Genomic DNA, 22,039 nt, shown 5'->3' with positions numbered 1-22,039 from the left:
CCAGATGCTATTTGACCCGTCGCTAGGTATAGTAGCCACTGGTTTGCGGGCGCCTTGCCGCCCGGTACGGACGAGAAATTTCACCATGACTGACGCCATTCTGGTGCTTTGCACCTGCCCGGATGAGGCCAGTGCCGACCTCATCTGCGAACAACTGCTCGACCGGCGGCTGGCGGCCTGCATCAACCAGCTGCCCGGCCTCACCTCCGTCTATCGCTGGCAGGGCCGGATCGAGCGGGCCACGGAGATCCAGCTCATCATCAAGTCGCAAGCGGCCCTGTTCGAGCCGCTGCGCCAGTGCATCCTTGCTCATCACCCCTATGAGGTGCCGGAGATCCTGGCGCTGCCGACAAGCCAGGGCCACCAGCCCTATCTCGACTGGATAAAACAGGAAACCTCATGACGCCGTCTCGCCTGCTCTCTCCCCTGCTGTTGCTCTGCGCCCTGCTGGCCGGGCTGGGCTCACTGCCGGCCCGGGCCAGCAGCACGGATCTGCTGAGTGCCCTCGGCATCGAGGCCAGCGCCCAGCCCAAATTTCTGAAAGTGGACGAGGCGTTCGTCCTCGAGAGCGAACAGCAGGGCAACCGGCTGCTGCTGCGCCTGCGCATCGCCGACGACTACTACCTCTACCGCCACCGCTTCAGCTTCCAGGGCGAGAACCTCACCTTCGAGGAGCCGGTGCTGCCCGCCGGCACCGATCATGAAGACGACTTCTTCGGCAAGACCCAGGTCTATTACCGGGAGGTGCAGATCCCCGTCACCCTGACCGAGGCGGGCCAGCAGGCCAGTCTCAAGGTCAGCTATCAGGGCTGTACCGACGGCCTCTGCTATCCCCCCACCGACAAGCTGATCAGCATCCAGCCGCTCACCGCCCAGCAGAGCGAGCAACCTGACCAGCCCACACCGGCCAGCAGTCAGCAGGATCAGCTGGCGGCCGCCCTCGGCAACCAGGGGTTCTGGCTCAGCGTCGCCGCCTTCTTCGCACTGGGGCTCGGCCTCGCCTTCACCCCCTGCGTCTTCCCCATGTATCCCATCCTGACCGGGATCATCGCCGGGGCCGGCCATCGCCTCTCCACCCGCCGCGCTTTCCTGCTCTCCTTCGTCTACGTGCAGGGGATGGCGGTCACCTACACCCTGCTCGGGCTGGTGGTGGCGTCGGCAGGCTTGAAATTCCAGGCGGCGCTGCAGCACCCCTATGTGCTGATTGGGCTCTCGGTGATGTTCGTGCTGCTGGCCCTCTCCATGTTCGGGCTCTACACCCTGCAGCTGCCGAGCAGCCTGCAGACCCGCCTCTCCGGTCTCTCCAACCGCCAGCAGGGCGGCTCCGTGCTCGGGGTCGGCATCATGGGGATGATCTCCGGCCTGGTCTGCTCCCCCTGCACCACGGCCCCCCTCTCCGGCGCCCTCATCTACGTGGCCCAGAGCGGCGATCTCTGGCTCGGCGGCGCGGCCCTCTACGCCCTGTCGCTCGGCATGGGGCTACCGCTGCTGCTGCTCGGCACCTCGGGCGGCAAGCTGCTGCCCAAGGCGGGCGCCTGGATGGACGTGATCAAGCAGCTGTTCGGGTTTGCGCTGCTGGCAGTGCCCATCCTGCTGCTCTCCAGGCTGTGGAGCGATCAGGTCGCCACCCTGGCCTGGCTCGGCTGGGGGTTGCTGCTGTGCGGCTACCTCTACCATCACAACCAGCACCAGCAACATTCGGTGGGGCGCAGCCTGCGCGGTTTCGTGCTGCTGCTGGCGATGATCAGCGCCGTGGTGGTGGGCAAGGATCTGCTGCTGCCCTCCCCGGGCGCCAGCGTCGCCGCCCAGGCCGAGACGCCGGCCTTCATCCGCATCAAGACCCTGGACGATCTCAAGACCCAGCTGGCCGCCGCCCGCGGCAAGCCGGTGCTGCTCGATCTCTATGCCGACTGGTGCGTGGCCTGCAAGGAGTTCGAACACAAGACCTTCAGTGACCCCGCCGTGCGCGAGCGCTTCGGCCAGATGGTACTGCTGCAGGCGGACGTCACCGCCAACGACGATGCCGATGTGGAACTGCTCAACGGTCTCAACGTGCTGGGCCTGCCGACCCTGATCTTCTTCGACCGCGCCGGCAATGAAGTGAGCGGCCAGCGGGTGACCGGCTTTATGGGGCCCGCCGAGTTCCTCGGTCAGCTGGACAGGATTGGCGATGCCAACTGAGCTGCGTCAGCTGCAGGCAAGCGATGCGCCCGCCCTGCAGCGGCTGTTCGAACTGGCTCCGGCCTATCAGGCGGCGATAAGTCACGCACCGCTCTGCGCCCAGGCAGCAGAGGAGGCGCTCACGGCCTGTCCGCCGACGCTGCCCTTCTCTGCCAAACAGGTGATCGGGCGCTGGGAGGCGGGGGAGCTTACCGCCGTGCTCGATCTGCTGCGCGGCTATCCCGAGCCCACCACCGCCTATCTGGGGCTGCTGCTGGTGGGCGAGCCCTGGCAGGGGGCCGGCCGCGGTCAGGCGCTCTATCTGCACGCCTGCACGCTGGCTCGCGCTTGGGGCGCAACCCGACTGCGGCTGTCGGTCATTGCCAGCAATGAGGTCGCCTTGTCCTTCTGGCAGCGCCGAGGGTTCACCGAGTGCTATCGCCGCGAGCTGGCCGGCTACCGGGCCAAGGCGATCGTGCTGGAGCGCACCATCGACCCCGCCCCTTACTGACTGATTTTTCTGGCAATCCCTTGTATATGGTCGGCAGCATGGCAAAATTTGCCCTTTCCCGTCTCGTTCGTCCGGAGTTTTGATGAAAAAGTGGTTCATCCCCCTGCTGGCCCTCTGGCTCTATGGCTGTTACGCAGGTCCAGGTGAAGAGGCAATCCGGACCCAGGTCACCGCCAAGTTGCAGGCAGACACCGACGCCAATCTGTTCGAGATCAGCGACTTCGCCATCCTGGACAAGGAAGAGCGCATGGAGGGGGTCTATCTGGTCAAGGTGAGCTACCAGCTCCACTTCAAGCGGGGACTGGAGCAGTTGCAGGTACTGCAGGACGAGGATCTGGTCTATGACAGGGTCGGCCCCTTCCAGCAGGAGATGGGGCTGATGGAGCTGGAGCGCAAGTACGGCGAGTTCGAGGCGGGCCAGGTGCTGCCCCAGCAGGCCGAGGTGTGGATGATGAAGACCGAGCAGGGCTGGCGTCTGGCCGAGCCCGCTCACTGACGCGGCCCCGGCCAGGCAACCCGGGCCGACTCAGGCCTGGGTATCCACCATATAACCCTTCCGGTCGGGCGCGTCGCTCGGGATCTTGCTGGCAAAGGCCGACAACAGATCCTTCAGAGTCACCCCGCTACCGCCGTTGCCGCTGCTCTCCAGCAGGCTGGAGAATTGACTCTGCAGGGCGCTCACCTCGCTGCCAGGCTCCCCTTCCCCATCCAGCTGACCCAGCAGGCTCTGCAGATCCAGCTTCATGGGATTGTCACTGCTGCCAGTGGCGATGGCCTTGCTCCCCTCCTGCTGAGCGTGCAGGGCATCCATCAGGCTCGCCATGAAGGAATCGAGTGAACCACCGCTGGCGGCGGTACTCTCGGTACTCTCACCGCTCTCTTCCTCGCTCTTGCCCGACAGGCCCAGCTCGGCCAGCACCGACTTGAGATCCTGCTCCATCTTGTTGCTCGCACCGGGGGGGGGCGGGGGCGGCATCTCTGGTCTCTCCTGCCGTTCGTCGCTGCGCGTTGCCAACAGTTGCGCCAGCGAGCCGACGCTTCCCGCGGCTGTTATGTTTGTTGTCATTGTCCTGATCTCCTGAGCAGGGCCGCCGCTGATCCTCAGCGGCTCGAACCCCGTTCACAGATGGCAAACCCCGCGCCAATCCGGTGTGTTCCTCTGATCAGCACAAGAAATTGGCGCATGATGGATTTTTGACAACTCCGACTATAAAGCGAGGCAACGGCAGGATAAATCCGGCTGGCCGGCAAACGGGGTGGCAACCGCTTGCCGAGCCGTGGCAAGCCCTGACTCGCTTAGAACAGATCCTTGAAGCGATACCAGAGCATGCCGAGCGCCAGCAAGGGCGAACGCAGCGCTGGGCCGCCGGGGAAGGTCATGTGCGGCACGCGGCCAAACAGATCCAGCCCCCGGCTCTCCCCCCTGATCGCCTCCGCTACCAGCTTGCCCGCCATATGGGTAGCGTTGAGGCCGTGGCCGGAATAGGCCTGGGCATAGAAGACGTTGGGATGATCCGCCAGGCGGCCGATCTGGGGCAGCCGGTTGGCCCCTATGCCTATCATGCCGCCCCACTGGAACTCGATGGCGGTCTCCGCCAGCTCGGGAAACACCCGCAGCAGCTTGGGCAGCATAAAGGTTTTGATGTCGCGAGGATCCCGTCCCGAGTAGTTGCAGGCTCCGCCAAACAGCAGGCGGCCGTCGGCGGAGAGGCGGTAGTAGTCGAGCGCCACGTTCTGATCGCACACCGCCATGTTTTGCGGCAGCAGGCGCTGGCGCAGCCGTTTCTCCAGCACCTCGGTGGCGAGGATGTAGGAGCCCGCCGGCAGCACCTTGCCCCCCAGCTCGGGGTTGAGGTCATTGAGATAGGCGTTGCAGCCGATCACCAGGTAGTCGGCGCTGACCCGGCCATGGGCCGTGGTGACCTGCAGCCGCTCGCCATAGTCGATGTGCACCACCCTGGATTGCTCAAACAACGCCACTCCCAGGCTGGCCGCCGCTCGCGCCTCACCCAGCGCCAGATTGAGAGGGTGCAGGTGGCCGGAGCCCATGTCGATCATGCCGCCGATGTAGCGATCCGATCCCACCACGCTATGCATATCTTCGCGCGCCACCAGTTTCAGCTCGTGCCGGTAGCCGAGGCTCGCCAGGTGCGCCGCCTCCTCTGCAAACCCGGCCAGATGGCGCTGGCGGGTGGCCAGATCGCAGTAACCCCAGCGCAGGTCACAATCGATGTTGAAGCGCTCGACTCGCTCGCGCACCAGCTCGACCGCCGCCAGCCCCATCAGATCCAGCTCGCGCACACCCTCTTCACCAATCCAGCGGGCGAACTGGCTGGTGTCGTGACCGATACCGCGAATGAGCTGACCACCGTTGCGCCCGGAGGCGCCCCAGCCGATACGGTTGGCTTCCAGCAGCACCACCTTGTAGCCAGCCTCGGCCAGATTGATGGCGGTATTGAGACCGGTGAAGCCGCCGCCGATGATGCAGACCTCGGCATTGCACTCCCCGCTGAGCTCTGGCCACTGCTGATTGTCATTGCGGGTGGCCGCGTAATAGGAGGCCACGTGTTCCTGATGTGTGTTGTGCTTTCCCTGCATGTTCAGCATCCTGCCCTGGTCCCGTTGCGTTTACTAAAATAAACGGCCTGTCATCGATAATACGCAGGCCCCCGCCGCCAATCCAGCCCGCCGGGATCACAGAAATGCAAAAGGCGCCCCAAAGGACGCCTTTTCATGCAATCAAGGTGCTGTAACGAATTACAGTACGTTGATGGCGTTCAGGTCGGAGAAAGCCTGTTCCAGACGCTTGATCATGGAAGTCTGACCGGCACGCAGCCATACGCGCGGATCGTAGAACTTCTTGTTCGGCTTGTCGGCGCCTTCCGGGTTGCCCAGCTGACCTTGCAGGTAGGCTTCGTTGGTCTTGTAGAAGTCCAGGATGCCTTCCCAGGTCGCCCACTGGGTGTCGGTGTCGATGTTCATCTTCACTACGCCGTAGGAGATAGACTCGCGGATCTCTTCCAGAGTGGAACCTGAGCCACCGTGGAATACGAAGTCCAGAGACTTGGCCGGGATGCCGAACTTCTCGGACACGTACTTCTGGGAAGCGTCCAGGATGGACGGGGTCAGCTTGACGTTACCCGGCTTGTAGACACCGTGCACGTTGCCGAAGGAGGCAGCGATGGTGAAACGCGGGCTGATCTTGGACAGACGCTCGTAGGCGTAGGCCACGTCTTCCGGCTGGGTGTACAGAGCGGACTGATCCATGTGGCTGTTGTCGACGCCGTCTTCTTCGCCGCCGGTGCAACCCAGTTCCAGTTCCAGAGTCATGTTCATCTTGGCCATGCGGGTCAGGTACTCGCAGCAGATGTCGATGTTCTCTTCCAGAGACTCTTCGGACAGATCCAGCATGTGGGAGGAGAACAGCGGCTTGCCGGTTTCAGCGAAGTGCTTCTCGCCCGCTTCCAGCAGACCGTCGATCCACGGCAGCAGCTTCTTGGCAGCGTGGTCGGTGTGCAGGATCACAGGTACACCGTAAGCTTCGGCAACGGCGTGAACGTGCTTGGCACCGGAGATGGCACCGATGATGGCAGCCTGCTGACCTTCCAGCTTCAGACCCTTACCAGCGGTGAATGCAGCACCACCGTTGGAGAACTGAACGATAACCGGCGCTTTCACCTTGGCGGCAGCTTCCAGCACGGCGTTCACGGAGTCGGTACCGACGCAGTTGACTGCCGGCAGAGCGAAGCCGTTCTCTTTCGCGATGGCGAACACTTTCTGAACGTCATCACCAGTGATCACGCCCGGTTTTACGAAGTCGAAAATTTTCTTAGACATGTTTAATCGTCCTGTCTCGTATGCCGTTAATAAAAAATGGGGGGTTCATCATGAACCGGCACAGCGGCCACATGATAAACGAAACGGGAGGCTTTTGCCCCCCGTCTCGGGTCAATTAGGCTTTGGCGCGCTGTTCCAGAATCGCAACAGCCGGCAGTACCTTGCCTTCCACGAACTCCAGGAAGGCGCCGCCGCCGGTGGAGATGTAGGAGACCTTGTCGGCGATGCCGAACTTGTCGATGGCAGCCAGGGTGTCACCACCGCCAGCGATGGAGAAGGCCGGAGAAGCAGCGATGGCTTCGGCGATCACCTTGGTGCCTTCAGCGAACTGGTCGAACTCGAACACGCCGACCGGGCCGTTCCACAGGATGGTCTTGGCATTCATGATGATGTCGGCCAGGGCCTTGGCAGAGTCAGGGCCGATGTCGAAGATCATGTCGCCGTCGGTCACGTCAGCAACGGACTTGATGGTGGCCGGGGTGGACTCGGAGAACTCGGCACCCACAACCACGTCGGTGGTCACCGGGATGTTGGTTTCGGCAGCCAGCTTCTTGGCGGTGTCGATCAGGTCGTGCTCGCACAGGGACTTGCCGACGTTGTGACCGGCAGCAGCGATGAAGGTGTTGGCGATGCCACCACCGACCACCAGCTGGTCAGCGATCTTGGAAAGGGATTCCAGTACGGTCAGCTTGGTGGAGACCTTGGAGCCGCCAACGATGGCAACCATCGGGCGCTCGGGCTTCAGCATGGCTTTGCCCAGGGCTTCCAGTTCACCAGCCAGCAGCGGGCCGGCACAGGCAACCGGTGCGAACTGTGCCACACCGTAGGTGGAACCTTCGGCACGGTGAGCAGTACCGAACGCATCCATTACAAAGACGTCACACAGGGCGGCGTATTTTTTGGCCAGCTCTTCGGTGTTCTTCTTCTCGCCTTTGTTGAAGCGGCAGTTTTCCAGCACAACCAGCTCACCGGCGGCGACTTCTACGCCATCCAGGTAGTCTTTGGCCAGACGAACCGGGCAGGACAGTGCGTCTTTCAGATAGTTGACAACCGGAGCCAGGGAGAATTCTTCGTTGTATTCACCCTCGGTCGGACGACCCAGGTGGGAGGTGATCATCAGCTTGGCGCCCTTTTCCAGAGCCAGCTTGATGGTCGGCAGAGTCGCAACGATACGTGCATCGGAGGTGACCTTGCCGTCTTTTACCGGCACGTTCAGGTCAGCACGGATCAGAACGCGTTTGCCCGCCAGATCCAGGTCAGTCATCTTGATAACAGACATATTCAGTCCTCTATATTTTCAGGTAATGTTAAAAACAGTAACCTTGCGCCCGGTGCAGGCTCTCAGCCTGCGGCCATCATGGCCCGGGTGGTATCCAGCATGCGGTTGGCGAAGCCCCATTCGTTATCACACCACATCAACATCTTGACGAGGTTGGCATCGCTAACCCGGGTCTGGGTACCATCAATGATGCAGGAGTGAGCATCATGATTAAAGTCTACGGAGACCAGCGGCTCTTCCGTGTAATCCAGAATACCGCTTAATGTACCTCTGGATGCCCGTTGCAGGGCTTGATTTACGTCAGTAACCGTCACTTTTTTACGAACAGTAATACTGAGATCCATTGCCGTTACATTGATGGTCGGTACCCGTACCGCGATCGCCTCGAACTTGCCGGCGAAGTGGGGGAGGATCCGCTCCAACCCCTTGGCCAGCTTGGTATCCACCGGGATGATGGACTGGCTGGCGGCGCGGGTTCGGCGCAAGTCGCTGTGGTAGGCATCGATGACTTGCTGATCATGCATGGCCGAATGAATTGTCGTAATAGTACCACAATTTATCTCGAATTCTCGATGCAATGTTTCTATGACGGGGACCACGCAGTTGGTGGTGCAGGAGGCGTTCGAGACGATCCGCTCGCGCCCGGTCAACACCTGATGGTTGACCCCGTAGACGATGGTGGCGTCCACATCCGCCTCGGCCGGATGGGAGAACAACACCTTGCCCGCCCCCGCCGCCAGATGCAGCTCGGCATCGGCCCGCGAGCCGAACACCCCGGTACAGTCCAGCACCACGTCCACCCCCAGCGCCCGCCACGGCAAGCGCGACGGATCCCGCTCGGCAAACAGGGAGATGAGATCCTCCCCCACCAGCATGCTGTTGCCGGCCAGCTGCACCGGATGGTGGAAGCGACCGTGACTGGTATCGAAGCGGGTCAGGTGTACCATGGCTTCGGGGGCAGCCAACTCGTTGATGGCCACTATCTTGATGTTCTTGTCGCGGCCACTCTCGTAGAGGGCCCGCAGCACGTTGCGGCCGATCCGCCCGTACCCGTTGATGGCAATCTTGATCATGAAAATTCCGGGTCCTCAGCATGGACAAAGGGACAAGCGGATGGCTGACTCACGACAGCAGGGCATCCTGAAATTCACCGCGGGCCAGCAATGCCGCCCCGAATACCCCGGCGCTGTCCCCCAGGGCTGGAGCAATAATGGGGGTGGCGAAGCGGGGATTAAAGAGGAAGGGCAAAATAGTCTCCCGTCCGGCGCGATAGAGGCTCTGAACGTTGCCGACCCCGCCGCCGATGACGATCACATCCGGATCCAGGATGTTGACCACGTTGGCCAGCGCCTGGCCAAACAGCAGATGCAGCCGGTCGATGGTGAGCTTGGCCACGTGGTCGTGAGCCGTCGCCGCCGCGATCTTGGCCAGCGGGAGGCGGCGCTTGGCCTTGGCTTCGTACCAGGCCTCCAGCGCCGGGCCGCTGATGAAGGTCTCGACGCAGCCGCGCTTGCCGCAGTAGCACTCGGGGCCGTCGGGGGAGAGCACGTTGTGGCCCCACTCGCCGGCGATGCCGTGATGACCGTTGAGGATGCGGCCGTTGATGACGATGCCGGAGCCGACCCCGGTGCCCATGATGATGCCGAATACCACGCGTGCAGAGGGGTGGTGCTGGCGCACCGCCCCCAGATGGGTTTCCGCCAGCGCGAAGCAGTTGGCATCGTTGGCGATCAGCACGGGCACGCCGAGCCGGCGTTCCAGATCTTCCTTGAACGGCCTGCCGTTGAGCTCGGTGGTGTTGCAGTTCTTCATCAGGCCGGTTTGCGGATCCCGCGCCCCCGGAGTCCCCATGCCGATGAGGGTCGGCCGCTGGCCGAGCTTGTCGGCGCACTCTGCCACCAGCTTGGCGATCTGGCCGATCATGTGGTCATAACCGCCGGCACGCTCGGTGGGAATGCGATGGCGCAGCAACACCTCGTCCCCTTCCAGTACCACGCACTCGCACTTGGTACCGCCAAGGTCGATACCCCAATCCAACAACCTGTTGCTCATCCTGCCTCCAGCCATGACCGCAGGGCGCCAGCTCCGGGGTGCACTGCCGTGCCCGCCTGAAGTCGACCGCCCTCTACCGGGTTGCAGTGTAACCCGAGCGGCGGTCAGGATGCAGCCCCCGCCGCAGGCAGCAAAACGGGGCCCGCAGGCCCCGTTGTTCATTGTGTTGTCGGCGGCGCTCAGCGGCCGTGGTACTGGGCGGACAGCTCGTGTACCGCGTTGACGAACACGCCGGCATGCTCCGGGTTCACATCCTGATGGATGCCGTGACCCAGGTTGAAGACATGGCCATTGCCGTGACCGAAACCGGCCAGGATGGAGGCGACCTCTTCACGGATGCGGACCGGGCTGGCGTAGAGCATGGAGGGGTCCATGTTGCCCTGCAGCGCCACCTTGTCGCCGACCCGGCGCTTGGCGTCGGCGATGTCGGTGGTCCAGTCCAGACCCAGCGCATCACAACCGGTGGCGGCGATCTGCTCCAGCCACTGACCACCGTTCTTGGTGAACAGGGTGACCGGCACGCGGCGACCGTCGTGCTCGCGGATGAGGCCGTCGACAATCTTGTGCATGTATTGCAGGGAGAAGTCGCGGTAATCGCGCGGGGTGAGCACGCCGCCCCAGGTGTCAAACACCATGACTGCCTGGGCACCCGCCTTGATCTGGGCGTTGAGATAGGCAATCACGCTGTCGGCCAGCTTGTCGAGCAGCAGGTGCAGGGTCTGCGGCTCGGCATACATCATCTGCTTGATCTTGGTGAACGCCTTGGAGCTGCCCCCCTCCACCATGTAGGTGGCCAGGGTCCAGGGGCTGCCGGAAAAGCCGATGAGCGGCACTTCGCCCTTGAGCTCACGGCGGATGGTACGCACCGCGTTCATCACGTAGCCGAGTTCGTCTTCCGGATCCGGCACCGGCAGCGCCTGCACGTCGGCCATGGAGGTGATCGGACGCTCGAAGCGCGGGCCTTCACCCTGCTCGAAATAGAGACCCAGCCCCATGGCGTCGGGTACGGTGAGAATGTCGGAGAAGAGGATAGCGGCATCGAGCGGATAGCGGCGCAGTGGCTGCAGGGTGACCTCACAAGCCAGCTCGGCGTTGCGGCACAGGGACATGAAGTCCCCCGCCTGGGCGCGCGTGGCCTTGTATTCCGGCAGATAGCGGCCAGCCTGGCGCATCATCCATACCGGGGTCATGTCCACTTCCTGGCGCAGCAGGGCACGCAGGTAACGATCGTTCTTCAGCTCTTTCATCCCAGTTCCTGAGTTCATATCCAGCATAAAATGGCGGATATGATACCACTTTGTGCGCGGCGGGGGGCGGCTCAAACGCCTGCCGCCGCCGTTGGAGTGCAAAGATGTGAAGGGGCGCAAACAAGCGCCCCTCTTTGCATCCTTCATTGCATCCCTCAGGCCTGGTCGTCGAGGCAAAGCGCGATAAGTCGCCGCGCTATGGTGCCGTGAGGTGGCAGCCGTGGCAGCCCGTCGGCCTCGAAGAAATCGGCCGCCACCAGCTCTTCGTCCTGCACCCGGATCTCGCCGCTCTCATAATCGGCGGTGAAGCCCATCATCAAGCTGTGGGGAAACGGCCAGGGCTGGCTCGCCACGTAACGCACGTTGGTCACCCGAATGCCGCTCTCCTCGAACACCTCCCGCGCCACACATTGCTCCAGGTTCTCCCCCGCCTCCACAAAACCCGCCAGCACCGTATACATGGGATCGTCGGCTTGATAGTGACGGCGGTGAGCCGCCAGCAAGATGGCGGGCCCCTTGCGCACCGCCACGATGATGCAGGGGGAGATGCGTGGATAGACCAGGTGGCCATGGCGGCACCCTTGCGCCCACTCCCCCGCCTTCGGGCTCATGGGGGCGCCGCACTCGCCGCAGAAACGGTGGGTACGGCGAAAGGTGGCGAGTTGCCAGGCGCGGCCGGCCAGGCGAAAGCCCTCTTCATCCCCGGCCACCATCAGCTGGCGCAGGGGGGTCAGGGGTGCGAGGTCTGCCTCTTCCCCCAGATCCAGCAGCAGGCAGGGCAGCCCGTCCCACTCGTCAAAGCGCTCAAAGGCGGCATGCTGCAAGTGGCTGGGCAGACAGGCGCGGGGGCCTTGTGGAATGCGCCCCTGGTCATCCAGCAGGACGAGGTGATCGCCCCCCAGCACGAACCAGCGGGCCTGTTCGGTTAATGGCATAGATGCAGCACTCTTTGTTGTGACGTCGGTCGGGATGCGCGCCCGGGACTGGGCGGCGGTGACGGATGAAAGCGACAACCGGCCACCATATTAAGGCGCGGCAAGCCGGGTGGCGACCCCAAGATGGCGGCTTTTCAATACTCATGAGAATGCCCATGAAAAAGGCCGCCCGCAGGCGGCCTGATGTCGGTCTCGGTCGTTCAGGCGTCGCCCATCGCCAGCAGGGAGGCGTTGCCGCCCACCGCCGTGGTGTTGATGGTGCGGGTCTTCTCGGTAATGAAACGGCTCAGGTAATGAGGGCCGCCCGCCTTGGGACCAGTGCCGGAGAGGCCCTGCCCGCCGAACGGCTGCACCCCGACCATGGCGCCGATCTGGTTGCGGTTGATGTAGACGTTGCCCACATTGATGCGGCTCGCCAGCTCCTCGGCATGGGATTCGTTGCGGCTGTGGATCCCCAGCGTCAGGCCGTAACCGGTGCCGTTGATATCCGCGATCACCTTGTCCAGATCCCGGGCGGCGTAGCGCACCACGTGCAGGATGGGGCCGAACTGCTCGCGGGTCAGCTCGCGGATGGAGCCGATCTCCAGCGCGGTCGGCTGCACGAAGTGGCCCCCCAGGGTCACCGCCGGCATCGGCGCCTGCGCGATCAGGCGGGCACGCGGGATCATGTGCACCAGGTGTGCATCCAGCCCGGCCTTGGCCTCGGCGTCGATGACCGGGCCGACGTCGGTGTTGTGCTCGGCCGGGTTGCCCACTTTGAGCTCCTGCAGGGCACCGGTGAGGATCTCCAGCACCCGCGGCGCGATCTCTTCTTGCAGGTAGAGCACCCGCAGGGCGGAGCAGCGCTGGCCGGCGCTCTGGAAGGCGGCGCTCACCACGTCGCGCACCACCTGCTCCGGCAGGGCGGTGGAGTCGACGATCATAGCGTTCTGGCCACCGGTCTCGGCGATAAGCGGCAGGATGGCGCCATCGCGCTGGGCCAGGGTCATGTTGATGAGCTTGGCGGTCTCGGTGGAGCCGGTGAAGCAGACGCCGCCGATGCGGGCATCCGCCGTCAGCTTGGCACCCACGGTGGCGCCGTCACCCGGCAGCAGTTGCAGCACGTCACCGGGAATGCCGGCCTGATGGGCCAGGGTCACCGCCAGGTGGGCGATGAGGCCGGTCTGCTCGGCCGGCTTGGCGATGACTGTGTTGCCGGTGGCCAGTGCCGCGGCGACCTGGCCCAGGAAAATCGCCAGCGGGAAGTTCCACGGGCTGATGCAGACAAACACGCCGCGGCCCTGCAGGAACAGCTCGTTCATCTCGCCGGTGTAACCGGGCAGCAGGGTCGCCTGCCCCATCAGGCCACGGGCCTGCACCGCGTAGTAGCGGCAGAAGTCCACCGCCTCGCGCACCTCGTCGATGCCATCCTGCAGCAGCTTGCCCGCCTCGCGGGTACAGAGGGAGATAAACTGCTCGCGGTTCGCTTCCAGCAGATCCGCCAGTTTCTCAAGGGCGGCGGCACGCTCGCTCACCGGGGTCTCGCGCCAGCGCGGGAAGGCGGCATGGGCCGAGGCCAGCGCCTGCTCCACCGCCTGCTCGTCGGCCCAGTGGATCTTGCCGACGGTCAGGCTCACATCCTGCGGGCTCAGCACCACGCGGGCCTCGTTGCGCTTGAGGGTCTCGCCATCGACGATGGGGCCCGCCAGCCACTGCTTGCTCTCCAGCTCTTTCAACTTGGCGAAGAAGGGGCGCTGGATGGAGACAATGTTCATGTTGACGCCGCTGGAGTTCTTGCGGTCGCTGAACAGATTCACCGGCTGCGGAATGCGATCGTTGGCCAGGCTGGAGTAGCGCTTGAGGGTGCGCAGCGGGTGCTCGGCCAGGGAGTCGACCGGGGTATTGGGGTCCACCAGCTTGTGGACGAAGGAGGTGTTGGCCCCGTTCTCCAGCAGGCGGCGCACCAGGTAGGGCAGCAGATCCTTGTGGGCACCCACCGGCGCATAGATGCGGCAGTGCAGGCCGGGCTGCTCGTTCAGCACCGCGTTGTGCAGCTCCTCCCCCATGCCGTGCAGGCGCTGGAATTCGAACTGGCGATCGCCGGCCATCTCCAGAATGCTGACCACTGTGTTGGCGTTGTGGGTGGCGAACTGGGGCGAGATGAAGCCGCGGGTCGGCTCGCTCAGCAGATAGCGGGCGCAGGCGAGGTAGGAGATGTCGGTGCCCGCCTTGCGGGTAAACAGCGGATAGCCTGGCAGGCCGGCCTGCTGGGCATATTTCAGCTCGCTGTCCCAGTAGGCGCCCTTTACCAGCCGCACCGGAATGATATCCCCCTGCTCGCGGGCCAGCGCGGTGAGCCAGCAGAGTACCGGCAGGGCGCGCTTGGAGTAGGCCTGCACCACCATGCCGAGCTTGCCCCAGCCGCGGTTGGCATCGGAGCGATAAAGCTGCTCGAACAAGTCCAGGGAGAGCTCGAGGCGGTCCATCTCTTCGGCATCGATGCTGATGGCCACGTCCTTGTCGCGGGCCAGACGCACCAGTCCCACCAGCCGCTCGCACATCTCGCCGAGCACCCGCTCGCGGTTGGCCACGTCATAGCGCGGATGCAGAGCCGACAGCTTGATGGAGATGGAGGGGGCCGGGCCGCCGTCGCTGATGCGCTCGCCGCCCACCGCCTCGATGGCGCGCTGGTAGTCACCGAAATACTTGTCGGCATCGGCCAGGGTCAAGGCGGACTCCCCCAGCATGTCGTAGGTGTGGGTGTAACCCTTCTCGCGGGACTTGCGGCTCGCCTTGAGGGCTTCCTTCATGTCGCGCCCCAGCACGAACTGCTTGCCCATGATCTTCATGGCGGCGTACATGGCGGAGCGCACCACGGGCTCCCCCAGCTTGTTGACCATGCGGCCCAGCAGGTTGGCCGGGTTGCCGTCCAGCTTCTTGTCGAGCTTGATGATCTTGCCGGTCAGCATCAGCCCCCAGGTGGAGGCGTTCACCAGGGTGGAGTCGCTCTTGCGAAAATGGGACGACCAGTTGGCGCCGGAGAGCTTGTCCTTGATCAGGGCATCGGCGGTTTCGGCATCGGGAATGCGCAGCAGCGCCTCCGCCAGGCACATCAGGATGATCCCCTCCTGGGTATCCAGGCTGTACTCCTGCAGGAAGGCGTCGATGCCATCGCCGGAGCCGCTCTCCTTGCGCACCTTGGTCACCAGGGTACGGGCACGCTGGGTCACCCGTTCCAGCGAGGCGCCATCCCCCGGCAGCATGGCCGACAGTTCGGCCAGATAGGCATTTTCATCCACCACGTAGTTCTGGGTGATGGCTTCGCGCAGGGCGGCCAGATCGGAGGGAATGTAGTCAGCGGCAAGCACTTGGGTAGCTTTGAACATATGGGGTCTTCCTGTACGCCCTAGGGCTGATATCGACGAAGGCGGTCGTGCCGCCGAAACGCCGATAATGTATACAATATCAACCCATAGATGAAATGAAATTGTTGCCTGTTATTAACAAAGATCGCTGATTGGCTCATATGGAGCACTATATCGGCGCCATATGCCTACCAGGCAAAATTCATCGCCTTATTTTGTATACAATTTTTCGCAAGGCAAAAAAGAAGGGTCGCCATGGCGACCCTTCACGCTGCTGCCGACAGCGGTTGTCAGTTCATCCAGCGATCACCGCGGCTGCGACGACGGGGCAGCATGGGCAGCAGGATGCCGAGCAGGATGCCGCCACCCACCATGGCACCACCGCGGATGAACCAGTCCATCTGCATGTCGTGCTCCTGGTTGTCGTAGCTCTGGGTCAGGGCGTCGTTCTGTTCCTTGAGGTTGCCCATCTCCTCGCCCTGGCTGGCCAGCTGGGCCTTGAGGGTGGCGATCTCCTTGCTCTGCTCGGCGATCTTGCCATCCTTCTCGGCGAAGCGTTTCTCGTTGTCACCGTTGAGGTTCAGCAGGCGGGCCTTGGCCTCTTCCAGCTCTTTCTGTACCTGGGGCAGCCGCTCGCGCAGGCTGATCTCGCCCTGCAACTCGCTGCTCTTGATCCAGCCCTCACGGCCACGACCGTCCACCACCTGGGTAAAACCGGCCTCGTTGTTCACTGCCTTGACGTCCAGCGGCTCACCCGCCTTGACGCTGCCAAGGATCCGGTACTGGGTGCCCGGACCATTGTGAATAAAGGTAAAGATGTTGTCTGAAACATAGCGGGTATCGGCCAGTGCCTGTTGGGCACACAAGCAGATCAGGATCCCGAGAAGGGCGCGCATGGTCGATCGGTTCTCTTCGTTTGGTTAGGTGACTGGCGAATGTTAAGCCGCCGGCGGGTCAAAGGACAAGCAAAGAAAAGGGCTCCCCCCCGAGCTGAGAGGTGGCTCTCAACTTGTCTCTATCGCGACGCGACCATTCCGGACGCCGCTGCCTATTTCTGTTTCAGTGCCTTCACTTCGGCCCGCAGGGCACGCAGCTCCTGCAGCAGCAGATCCTGCTGTGCGCTCTGGTGATGGCGCCACTTCTCCAGCTCCACATCCCCCCGTCCCGGCTGCAGGAACAGGCTGGCCATGAAACCGCTGATGGCACCGAACAGACCGACCCCGAACAGGATCAGCAGGCTGGCGACGAAGCGTCCCTCCTCCGTCTTGGGCACCAGATCGCCATACCCCACGGTGGAGAGGGTCACCAGCGTCCACCAGAAGGCATCGTAGGGAGTCTGGATCTGGCTGCCGGGCTGGCCCGACTCGACCCAGTACATCACCCCTGATCCCACCCCCAGCAGCAGGAAGAACAGAAACAGGATGCCGGAGAGGGTGGTCTCGTTGCGCTCGCGGCGAAACATGGCCAGCAGATCCGGCTGATCCCGCAGCAGCTGGTAGATCCGCCACAACTGGATGAGCCGGGCCCAGCGCAACTGCTCCACCATGGGCAGACTGCCCGGCAGATAGAACCAGTTGGCCTTGAAGAAGGCCATCCGGTCGGGGGCCCGGATCCAGCCATAGGCGAAGTGACCGAGGAAGAAGTAGCAGATCAGGCTGTCGACGTCATAGAAGAGCTGCAGGGTCTGGGGGGCCAGGGTTTGATGACCCCACCAGCGGGCCGTGACCAGCACAACCGAGATCACCGACAGAAACGCCATCAACAGATCCATGGCGCGTAGATGAGTTAAGTGATGGCGCATACATTTTCCCACTTTAGGCACGGTGCGAATTAATAAAAAGGAAGATAATGCCGATAGTCCTGAGGACAAAGGAAAACCGGTCATTAAAAGGAGAAATATTATGCAGTTAAACCCGCTGGAGAGGCGAATGAGCAATATCCGGCTGGTACCCAAAGTGGTACTGCTCATGGTGTTCAGTACTGTGCTGCTGCTGATCAAGCTCTGGTTCGACGCCAGCAATCTGGAAACCACCCTGCTCAGCGAAGGGATCGCCCCCGACAAGGCAGACACCATCGCCAACAGCCTGCTCTGGACCGGGCTGATGGAGACCGCCATCATGGGGCTGGTCTTCGTGGTACTGCTGCTGACCGGCTCGCGCCTGATGGTCAAGCAGGTGCACTATCTGGTGGGCCTGCTGGAACGCTTCGCCCGCAAGGATCTGAGCCACCGGGTGCTGCTCAAGTCCCGTGACGAATTCGGCGACATCGCCAAGGCGGTGGCCCACTCCCAGGAGAACCTCAAGGAGGTGTTCGGCACCCAGCGCGTCGCCTGCAAGGAGCTCAACGACATCGCCTCCCAGGTGACCCTTTGCATGGAGGAGGCCAACGAGGCCATCAGCGAGGAGTTCACCCAGATTGAGCAGCTGGCCAGCGCCATGAGCCAGATGGTGGGCGCCATCCGCGAGGTGGCCGCCCATGCGGAGCAGGCCTCCCACGCCACCGCCGAGACCAGCCAGCTGGCGGAAGAGGGGAGCCGCTGCGTGGCCGCCACCGTCAACACCATCGACACCCTCTCCGGCAACATTCAACGCTCCTCCACCGTGGTCAACCAGGTGGAACAGGGGGTCGATCAGATAGGCTCTGTCGTGGACACCATTCGCGGCATCTCGGAGCAGACCAACCTGCTGGCGCTGAACGCCGCCATCGAAGCCGCCCGCGCCGGTGAGGCGGGCCGTGGCTTCGCGGTGGTCGCCTCCGAGGTACGGGAGCTGGCCAACCGGGCCCAGGCCGCCACCGTCGAGATCCAGAAGATGATCGAGCAGCTGCAGGGCAACGCCCGCCAGGCGGCCGAGCTGATGGCCCAGAGCGTGCAGCAGGCCGACAAGGGGGTGGAGCAGGTGACCCAGGCCGGCGACCAGCTCGCCACCATAGTGCAACGGGTACAGGGGGTGGCCGACATGAACCGCCAGATCGCCGCCGCCTCCGAGCAGCAGAGCTCGGTGGCCGAGGAGATGAGCGGCAACCTGGAGCAGGTCAAGCAGGTGGTGGAGGGCTCCGTGGTGGTGCTGCGCGAGCTGCAGGAGGCTTCCGAACTGGTGGAGCGCCACAGCCAGACCCTGGATACTCATATTCAGGCCTTCAAGCTGGCCTGACTTTCACGCAACAATCTGGTTAGACTGGAAGGCCCCCACGAGGGGCCTTTCTTTTTTCATCGCGGCAAGGAGCCAGGATGCAGACCACAGAACTTGCGCTTGAAATCAGCGCCGACCAGGGGCGGCTCGACCTGCCGCTGATCCACCGCTTCTTGTCTGAAGAGGCCTACTGGTGTCGCGGCATTCCCCTTGCCACCCTGCAGCGGGCCATCAACCATTCGCTCTGCTTTGGCGGCTACCTTGGCGGCCAACAGGTCGCCTTCGCCCGGGTCATCACAGACCGCGCCACCTTCGGCTATCTGGCCGACGTGTTCGTGCTGCCAGAGCATCGCGGCCGCGGCTACAGCAAGGCGCTGGTGGCGGCCATACTCGACCATCCCGAGCTGCAGGGATTGCGTCGCCTCTCCCTCGCCACCTCCGATGCCCACAGCCTCTACGCCGGTTTCGGCTTCGTGCCGCCCGCAAGCCCCGGCAGCCTGATGGAGATCTACCACCCCGATATCTACCAGCGCACCTGAATGGTCGGCTGCCGATAATTCCCGCCGGATCATGCTTCTCGCCCCTGCGCTGTGACGCGGGGGCCCGACAGTGCTAGATTGGCAGCCAGCTTTTTATCCGGCAGTTTCGTTAATCACAAGGACGGCAACCGTGGCCCAGCACTCTCCCTCTTTCTCCGCCTTCTCCCCCCTGCTGCAGGAGCTGGCCCAGCGCCACTGGCAACGGCTGACTGAACTGGCCCCCGACTACGGCACGCAACCCGAGCCGGTGCGCCAGACTCTGCTGACCCTGCTCGGCCTCTCCGATTTTGTCGCCGACTCTCTCTTCAAACAGCCGGAGTTACTGACCGAGCTGCTCGCCTCAGAAGATCTGGATCAGGCCGAGCGCTGGCCTGCCTACCAACGCGATCTGGCCGCCCTGCTGGCCGAGGTGGATGACGAGGAGGCGCTCAAGCGCATCCTGCGCCAGTTCCGCCGCAGCCGCATGCTGGTGATCGCCTGGCGCGAACTGCTGGGTCATGCCGAGGTGGAAGAGAGCTTTATCCACCTCACCAGGCTGGCGGATGCCCTCATCTGCTCCGCCCGCGACTGGCTCTACGCCAAGCAGTGCAACGAGCTGGGCACCCCGATGGATGGCAACGGCAACCCGCAGCCGCTGCTCATTCTCGGCATGGGCAAGCTGGGGGGCGGCGAGCTCAACTTCTCCTCCGACATCGACCTTATCTTCACCTTCCCCGAGAACGGCTACACGGTCGGTGGGCGGCGCGAGCTCGCCAACCAGCAATTCTTCATCAAGCTGGGCCAACGCATCATCAACGCCCTGCACCAGAGCACGGTCGACGGCCAGGTGTTTCGGGTTGATATGCGCTTACGCCCCTTTGGCGACGCGGGGCCGCTCGCCATCTCGTTTGCCGCCATGGAGGATTACTACCAGCACCACGGTCGCAACTGGGAGCGCTACGCCATGGTCAAGGCGCGGGTGCTGGGGCCCCAGTGCGAGCATGCGGTCGAGCTGGCCGAGATGCTGCGTCCCTTCGTGTTTCGCCGCTATATCGACTTTGGCGTCATCGACGGCCTGCGCCAGATGAAGGCGATGATTGCCGCCGAGGTGCGTCGCAAGGGGCTGGAGGGCAACATCAAGCTGGGGGCTGGCGGCATTCGCGAGGTGGAGTTTATCGCCCAGGCGCTGCAGCTTATTCGTGGCGGTCGTGAACCAGCGCTGCGGGTGCGCCACCTGCCGGAGGCGCTGGCCGCCATCGCCCGGTGCGGCGCCCTCGAAGCCGACCACTGCGACCGCCTGCTGACGGCCTATCGCTTCCTGCGCCGGGTCGAGAACATCTTGCAGGAGATCGGCGATCAGCAGACCCAGACCCTGCCCACCGAGGAACGGGATCGCCAGCGGCTCGTCGCCGCCCTCGGTTTTACCGACTGGGATGCCTTCATGGCTCATCTGGATGAGGAGATGGCGGCCGTCCATCAGGAGTTCGCCGCCGTGGTGGGGGAAGAAAAGGAAGCCCCCGCCCATCTGGAGCAGCTCTGGCTCGATCTGTGGCGCACCGAGCTCGACGCCGCCGAGCTGGAAAAACTGCTGACCGCGCAGGGGGTGGCCGAGCCCGCCCCGCTCTGCGCCGCCTTGCTGCGTTTCAAGGAGGAGTACAAGCGCCGTCAGGTTGGCCCGCAGGGGCGCATCGCGCTGGACTGGCTGATGCCGGAGCTGCTGCGACTGGTGGTCGCCAGCGAGCAACCTGCCCGCCTGTTCGAACGGGTGTGCGAGCTGCTGACCCGCATCTTCACCCGCAGCGCCTATCTGCAGCTGCTGGCGGAGAACCCGGGCGCCCTGCGCCAGCTGGTGCGGCTGTGCGACGCCAGTCATCTGGTGAGCGAACAGCTGGCCCGCTACCCCATCCTGCTGGACGAGCTGCTCGATCCCCAGCACCTCTATCACCCCACCCCGCTCGATCAGTACAAGCCCCAGCTACGCCAGTTCCTGCTGCGCATCCCCGAAGAGGACGTGGAGCAGCAGATGGAGGCGCTGCGCCAGTTCAAGCAGGTGCAGCTGCTGCGCATCGTGGCGGCCGATATCGCCGGCGCCCTGCCGCTGATGAAGGTGAGCGACCACCTCACCTGGCTGGCGGAGGCGATCACCGAGGAGGTGGTCAATCAGGCCTGGGCCCAGATGAGCGAGCGCTACGGGGTGCCGCCCGAGGTGGCGGTGAGCGGCCAGCGCGGCTTTGCGGTGGTGGCCTACGGCAAGCTGGGCGGCATCGAGCTCGGCTACGGCTCGGATCTCGACCTGGTGTTCCTGCACGGTGGCGACCCCAACAGCTACACCGACGGGCGCAAGCCCATCGACAGCCGCCAGTTCTACCTGCGCCTGGCCCAGCGGATCCTGCACCTGTTCAGCACCCGCACCCCGTCCGGCATTCTCTACGAGATCGACATGCGGCTGCGTCCCTCCGGCGATTCCGGCCTGCTGGTGTCGTCGCTGTCGGCCTATGAGCAGTACCAGCAAAACGAGGCGTGGACCTGGGAGCATCAGGCGCTGGTGCGGGCCCGTCCGATTTATGGCGATGAGGCGGTGATCGCCGAGTTTGCCCGCATCCGCCGCGCCGTGCTGGCCAAGGAGCGGGCGCTGCCGACCCTGGCCCGCGAGGTGCGCGAGATGCGCCACAAGATGCGGGATCACCTGCTCAAAGCGGGCGCCGGCGAGTTCGATCTCAAGCAGTCCCCCGGCGGCATGGTGGACATCGAGTTTATCGCCCAGTACCTGGTGCTGGCCCATGCCTGCGGTGAACCCGAGGCGCTCACCCGCTGGTCCGATAACGTGCGCATCTTCGACGAGTGCGTGCTGGCGGGAGTGCTGACCCTGGAGCAGGCGGAGGGGCTCAAGCACGCCTATCTGGAGATCCGCAACCTCGGCCATCGCCTCAACCTCTCGGAAGTCTCCCGCAAGGTGGGGGACGACCAGTTGCTGACCGAACGAGGCCATGTGCTGGCGGTCTGGCAACAGCTGCTGGGGGAGTAA

General features: G+C 63.7%; 18 protein-coding genes. 7 read left to right on the top strand and 11 right to left on the bottom strand.

The features are described from left to right. Nucleotides 1-85: 85 nt before the first annotated feature. The 4 genes from cutA (at nucleotide 86) to BN1143_RS14580 (ending at nucleotide 3,167) form a co-directional block, all read left to right on the top strand. Entirely contained in the window at nucleotides 86-403 is a 318-nt protein-coding gene (cutA, locus tag BN1143_RS14595) for a divalent-cation tolerance protein CutA (RefSeq protein ID WP_019839857.1), read from the top strand. Further along, nucleotides 400-2,181 (top strand): protein-disulfide reductase DsbD, encoded by a 1,782-nt coding sequence (locus tag BN1143_RS14590; protein WP_042051135.1) that lies wholly within the window; start codon nucleotides 400-402, stop codon nucleotides 2,179-2,181. Before cutA ends, BN1143_RS14590 begins: the two co-directional genes overlap by 4 nt. After that, entirely contained in the window at nucleotides 2,171-2,671 is a 501-nt protein-coding gene (locus BN1143_RS14585) for a GNAT family N-acetyltransferase (protein ID WP_042051134.1), read from the top strand. Before BN1143_RS14590 ends, BN1143_RS14585 begins: the two co-directional genes overlap by 11 nt. Nucleotides 2,672-2,753: 82 nt before the next feature. After that, nucleotides 2,754-3,167 carry a hypothetical protein gene (locus BN1143_RS14580; RefSeq protein ID WP_005309347.1) on the top strand — a complete coding sequence of 138 codons (414 nt, stop codon included), beginning with the start codon at nucleotides 2,754-2,756 and terminating at the stop codon, nucleotides 3,165-3,167. A gap of 30 nt (nucleotides 3,168-3,197) precedes the next feature. Here the strand turns inward: BN1143_RS14580 and BN1143_RS14575 are convergent, their stop codons facing one another. From BN1143_RS14575 to BN1143_RS14525, 11 genes are all read right to left on the bottom strand, one after another. Next, nucleotides 3,198-3,647, bottom strand: a complete 450-nt coding sequence (locus tag BN1143_RS14575; RefSeq protein ID WP_042051133.1) for a hypothetical protein — start codon at nucleotides 3,645-3,647, stop codon at nucleotides 3,198-3,200. A 320-nt stretch (nucleotides 3,648-3,967) separates the two neighbouring features. Continuing rightward, nucleotides 3,968-5,269 carry an NAD(P)/FAD-dependent oxidoreductase gene (locus BN1143_RS14570; protein ID WP_042051132.1) on the bottom strand — a complete coding sequence of 434 codons (1,302 nt, stop codon included), beginning with the start codon at nucleotides 5,267-5,269 and terminating at the stop codon, nucleotides 3,968-3,970. A 159-nt stretch (nucleotides 5,270-5,428) separates the two neighbouring features. Next, nucleotides 5,429-6,508, bottom strand: a complete 1,080-nt coding sequence (fbaA, locus tag BN1143_RS14565) for a class II fructose-bisphosphate aldolase (protein ID WP_005309342.1) — start codon at nucleotides 6,506-6,508, stop codon at nucleotides 5,429-5,431. Between the two features lie 115 nt (nucleotides 6,509-6,623). Further along, a complete protein-coding gene (locus BN1143_RS14560; protein WP_011704731.1) occupies nucleotides 6,624-7,787 on the bottom strand; it encodes a phosphoglycerate kinase in 1,164 nt (387 codons plus the stop codon). A 62-nt stretch (nucleotides 7,788-7,849) separates the two neighbouring features. After that, nucleotides 7,850-8,860, bottom strand: coding sequence for an erythrose-4-phosphate dehydrogenase (gene epd / locus BN1143_RS14555; RefSeq protein WP_010635047.1), 1,011 nt, complete (start codon nucleotides 8,858-8,860; stop codon nucleotides 7,850-7,852). Nucleotides 8,861-8,909: 49 nt separating this feature from the next. Further along, on the bottom strand, nucleotides 8,910-9,839 hold the full coding sequence (locus BN1143_RS14550) for an ROK family protein (RefSeq protein ID WP_042051131.1): 930 nt from the start codon (nucleotides 9,837-9,839) through the stop codon (nucleotides 8,910-8,912). Nucleotides 9,840-10,018: 179 nt separating this feature from the next. After that, complete coding sequence (gene hemE / locus BN1143_RS14545) at nucleotides 10,019-11,086, bottom strand: uroporphyrinogen decarboxylase (RefSeq protein WP_042051130.1); 1,068 nt, start codon at nucleotides 11,084-11,086, stop codon at nucleotides 10,019-10,021. Between the two features lie 155 nt (nucleotides 11,087-11,241). Beyond that, nucleotides 11,242-12,021 (bottom strand): NAD(+) diphosphatase, encoded by a 780-nt coding sequence (gene nudC, locus BN1143_RS14540; protein WP_042051129.1) that lies wholly within the window; start codon nucleotides 12,019-12,021, stop codon nucleotides 11,242-11,244. A 200-nt stretch (nucleotides 12,022-12,221) separates the two neighbouring features. Next, nucleotides 12,222-15,386: a bifunctional proline dehydrogenase/L-glutamate gamma-semialdehyde dehydrogenase PutA gene (gene putA, locus BN1143_RS14535; RefSeq protein ID WP_042051128.1), complete on the bottom strand. Its 3,165-nt coding sequence runs from the start codon at nucleotides 15,384-15,386 to the stop codon at nucleotides 12,222-12,224. Between the two features lie 269 nt (nucleotides 15,387-15,655). Then, entirely contained in the window at nucleotides 15,656-16,261 is a 606-nt protein-coding gene (locus BN1143_RS14530; RefSeq protein ID WP_005309324.1) for a TIGR04211 family SH3 domain-containing protein, read from the bottom strand. A 152-nt stretch (nucleotides 16,262-16,413) separates the two neighbouring features. Further along, nucleotides 16,414-17,235, bottom strand: coding sequence for a potassium channel family protein (locus BN1143_RS14525; RefSeq protein ID WP_017764773.1), 822 nt, complete (start codon nucleotides 17,233-17,235; stop codon nucleotides 16,414-16,416). Between the two features lie 31 nt (nucleotides 17,236-17,266). Here BN1143_RS14525 and BN1143_RS14520 point away from each other — a divergent pair, with 31 nt between their 5' ends. From BN1143_RS14520 to glnE, 3 genes are all read left to right on the top strand, one after another. Further along, the gene (locus BN1143_RS14520) at nucleotides 17,267-18,517 is read left to right on the top strand and encodes a methyl-accepting chemotaxis protein (RefSeq protein ID WP_005309321.1); all 1,251 of its coding nucleotides are present in this window, start codon (nucleotides 17,267-17,269) and stop codon (nucleotides 18,515-18,517) included. Between the two features lie 77 nt (nucleotides 18,518-18,594). Beyond that, nucleotides 18,595-19,035, top strand: coding sequence for a GNAT family N-acetyltransferase (locus tag BN1143_RS14515; RefSeq protein ID WP_042051127.1), 441 nt, complete (start codon nucleotides 18,595-18,597; stop codon nucleotides 19,033-19,035). A gap of 130 nt (nucleotides 19,036-19,165) precedes the next feature. After that, a complete protein-coding gene (gene glnE / locus BN1143_RS14510) occupies nucleotides 19,166-22,039 on the top strand; it encodes a bifunctional [glutamate--ammonia ligase]-adenylyl-L-tyrosine phosphorylase/[glutamate--ammonia-ligase] adenylyltransferase (RefSeq protein ID WP_042051126.1) in 2,874 nt (957 codons plus the stop codon).

Source organism: Aeromonas dhakensis (assembly GCF_000820305.1).
Lineage (GTDB): Bacteria > Pseudomonadota > Gammaproteobacteria > Enterobacterales > Aeromonadaceae > Aeromonas > Aeromonas dhakensis.
This window is presented reverse-complemented; position numbering and strand designations above follow the sequence as displayed.

Excerpts from the sequence above, each read along its gene's own strand:
- cutA (WP_019839857.1), top strand. The coding sequence starts at position 86 with ATGACTGACGCCATTCTGGTGCTTTGCACCTGCCCGGATGAGGCCAGT.
- BN1143_RS14590 (WP_042051135.1), top strand. The coding sequence starts at position 400 with ATGACGCCGTCTCGCCTGCTCTCTCCCCTGCTGTTGCTCTGCGCCCTG.
- BN1143_RS14585 (WP_042051134.1), top strand. The coding sequence starts at position 2,171 with ATGCCAACTGAGCTGCGTCAGCTGCAGGCAAGCGATGCGCCCGCCCTG.
- BN1143_RS14580 (WP_005309347.1), top strand. The coding sequence starts at position 2,754 with ATGAAAAAGTGGTTCATCCCCCTGCTGGCCCTCTGGCTCTATGGCTGT.
- BN1143_RS14575 (WP_042051133.1), bottom strand. The coding sequence starts at position 3,647 with ATGCCGCCCCCGCCCCCCCCCGGTGCGAGCAACAAGATGGAGCAGGAT.
- BN1143_RS14570 (WP_042051132.1), bottom strand. The coding sequence starts at position 5,269 with ATGCAGGGAAAGCACAACACACATCAGGAACACGTGGCCTCCTATTAC.
- fbaA (WP_005309342.1), bottom strand. The coding sequence starts at position 6,508 with ATGTCTAAGAAAATTTTCGACTTCGTAAAACCGGGCGTGATCACTGGT.
- BN1143_RS14560 (WP_011704731.1), bottom strand. The coding sequence starts at position 7,787 with ATGTCTGTTATCAAGATGACTGACCTGGATCTGGCGGGCAAACGCGTT.
- epd (WP_010635047.1), bottom strand. The coding sequence starts at position 8,860 with ATGATCAAGATTGCCATCAACGGGTACGGGCGGATCGGCCGCAACGTG.
- BN1143_RS14550 (WP_042051131.1), bottom strand. The coding sequence starts at position 9,839 with ATGAGCAACAGGTTGTTGGATTGGGGTATCGACCTTGGCGGTACCAAG.
- hemE (WP_042051130.1), bottom strand. The coding sequence starts at position 11,086 with ATGAAAGAGCTGAAGAACGATCGTTACCTGCGTGCCCTGCTGCGCCAG.
- nudC (WP_042051129.1), bottom strand. The coding sequence starts at position 12,021 with ATGCCATTAACCGAACAGGCCCGCTGGTTCGTGCTGGGGGGCGATCAC.
- putA (WP_042051128.1), bottom strand. The coding sequence starts at position 15,386 with ATGTTCAAAGCTACCCAAGTGCTTGCCGCTGACTACATTCCCTCCGAT.
- BN1143_RS14530 (WP_005309324.1), bottom strand. The coding sequence starts at position 16,261 with ATGCGCGCCCTTCTCGGGATCCTGATCTGCTTGTGTGCCCAACAGGCA.
- BN1143_RS14520 (WP_005309321.1), top strand. The coding sequence starts at position 17,267 with ATGCAGTTAAACCCGCTGGAGAGGCGAATGAGCAATATCCGGCTGGTA.
- BN1143_RS14515 (WP_042051127.1), top strand. The coding sequence starts at position 18,595 with ATGCAGACCACAGAACTTGCGCTTGAAATCAGCGCCGACCAGGGGCGG.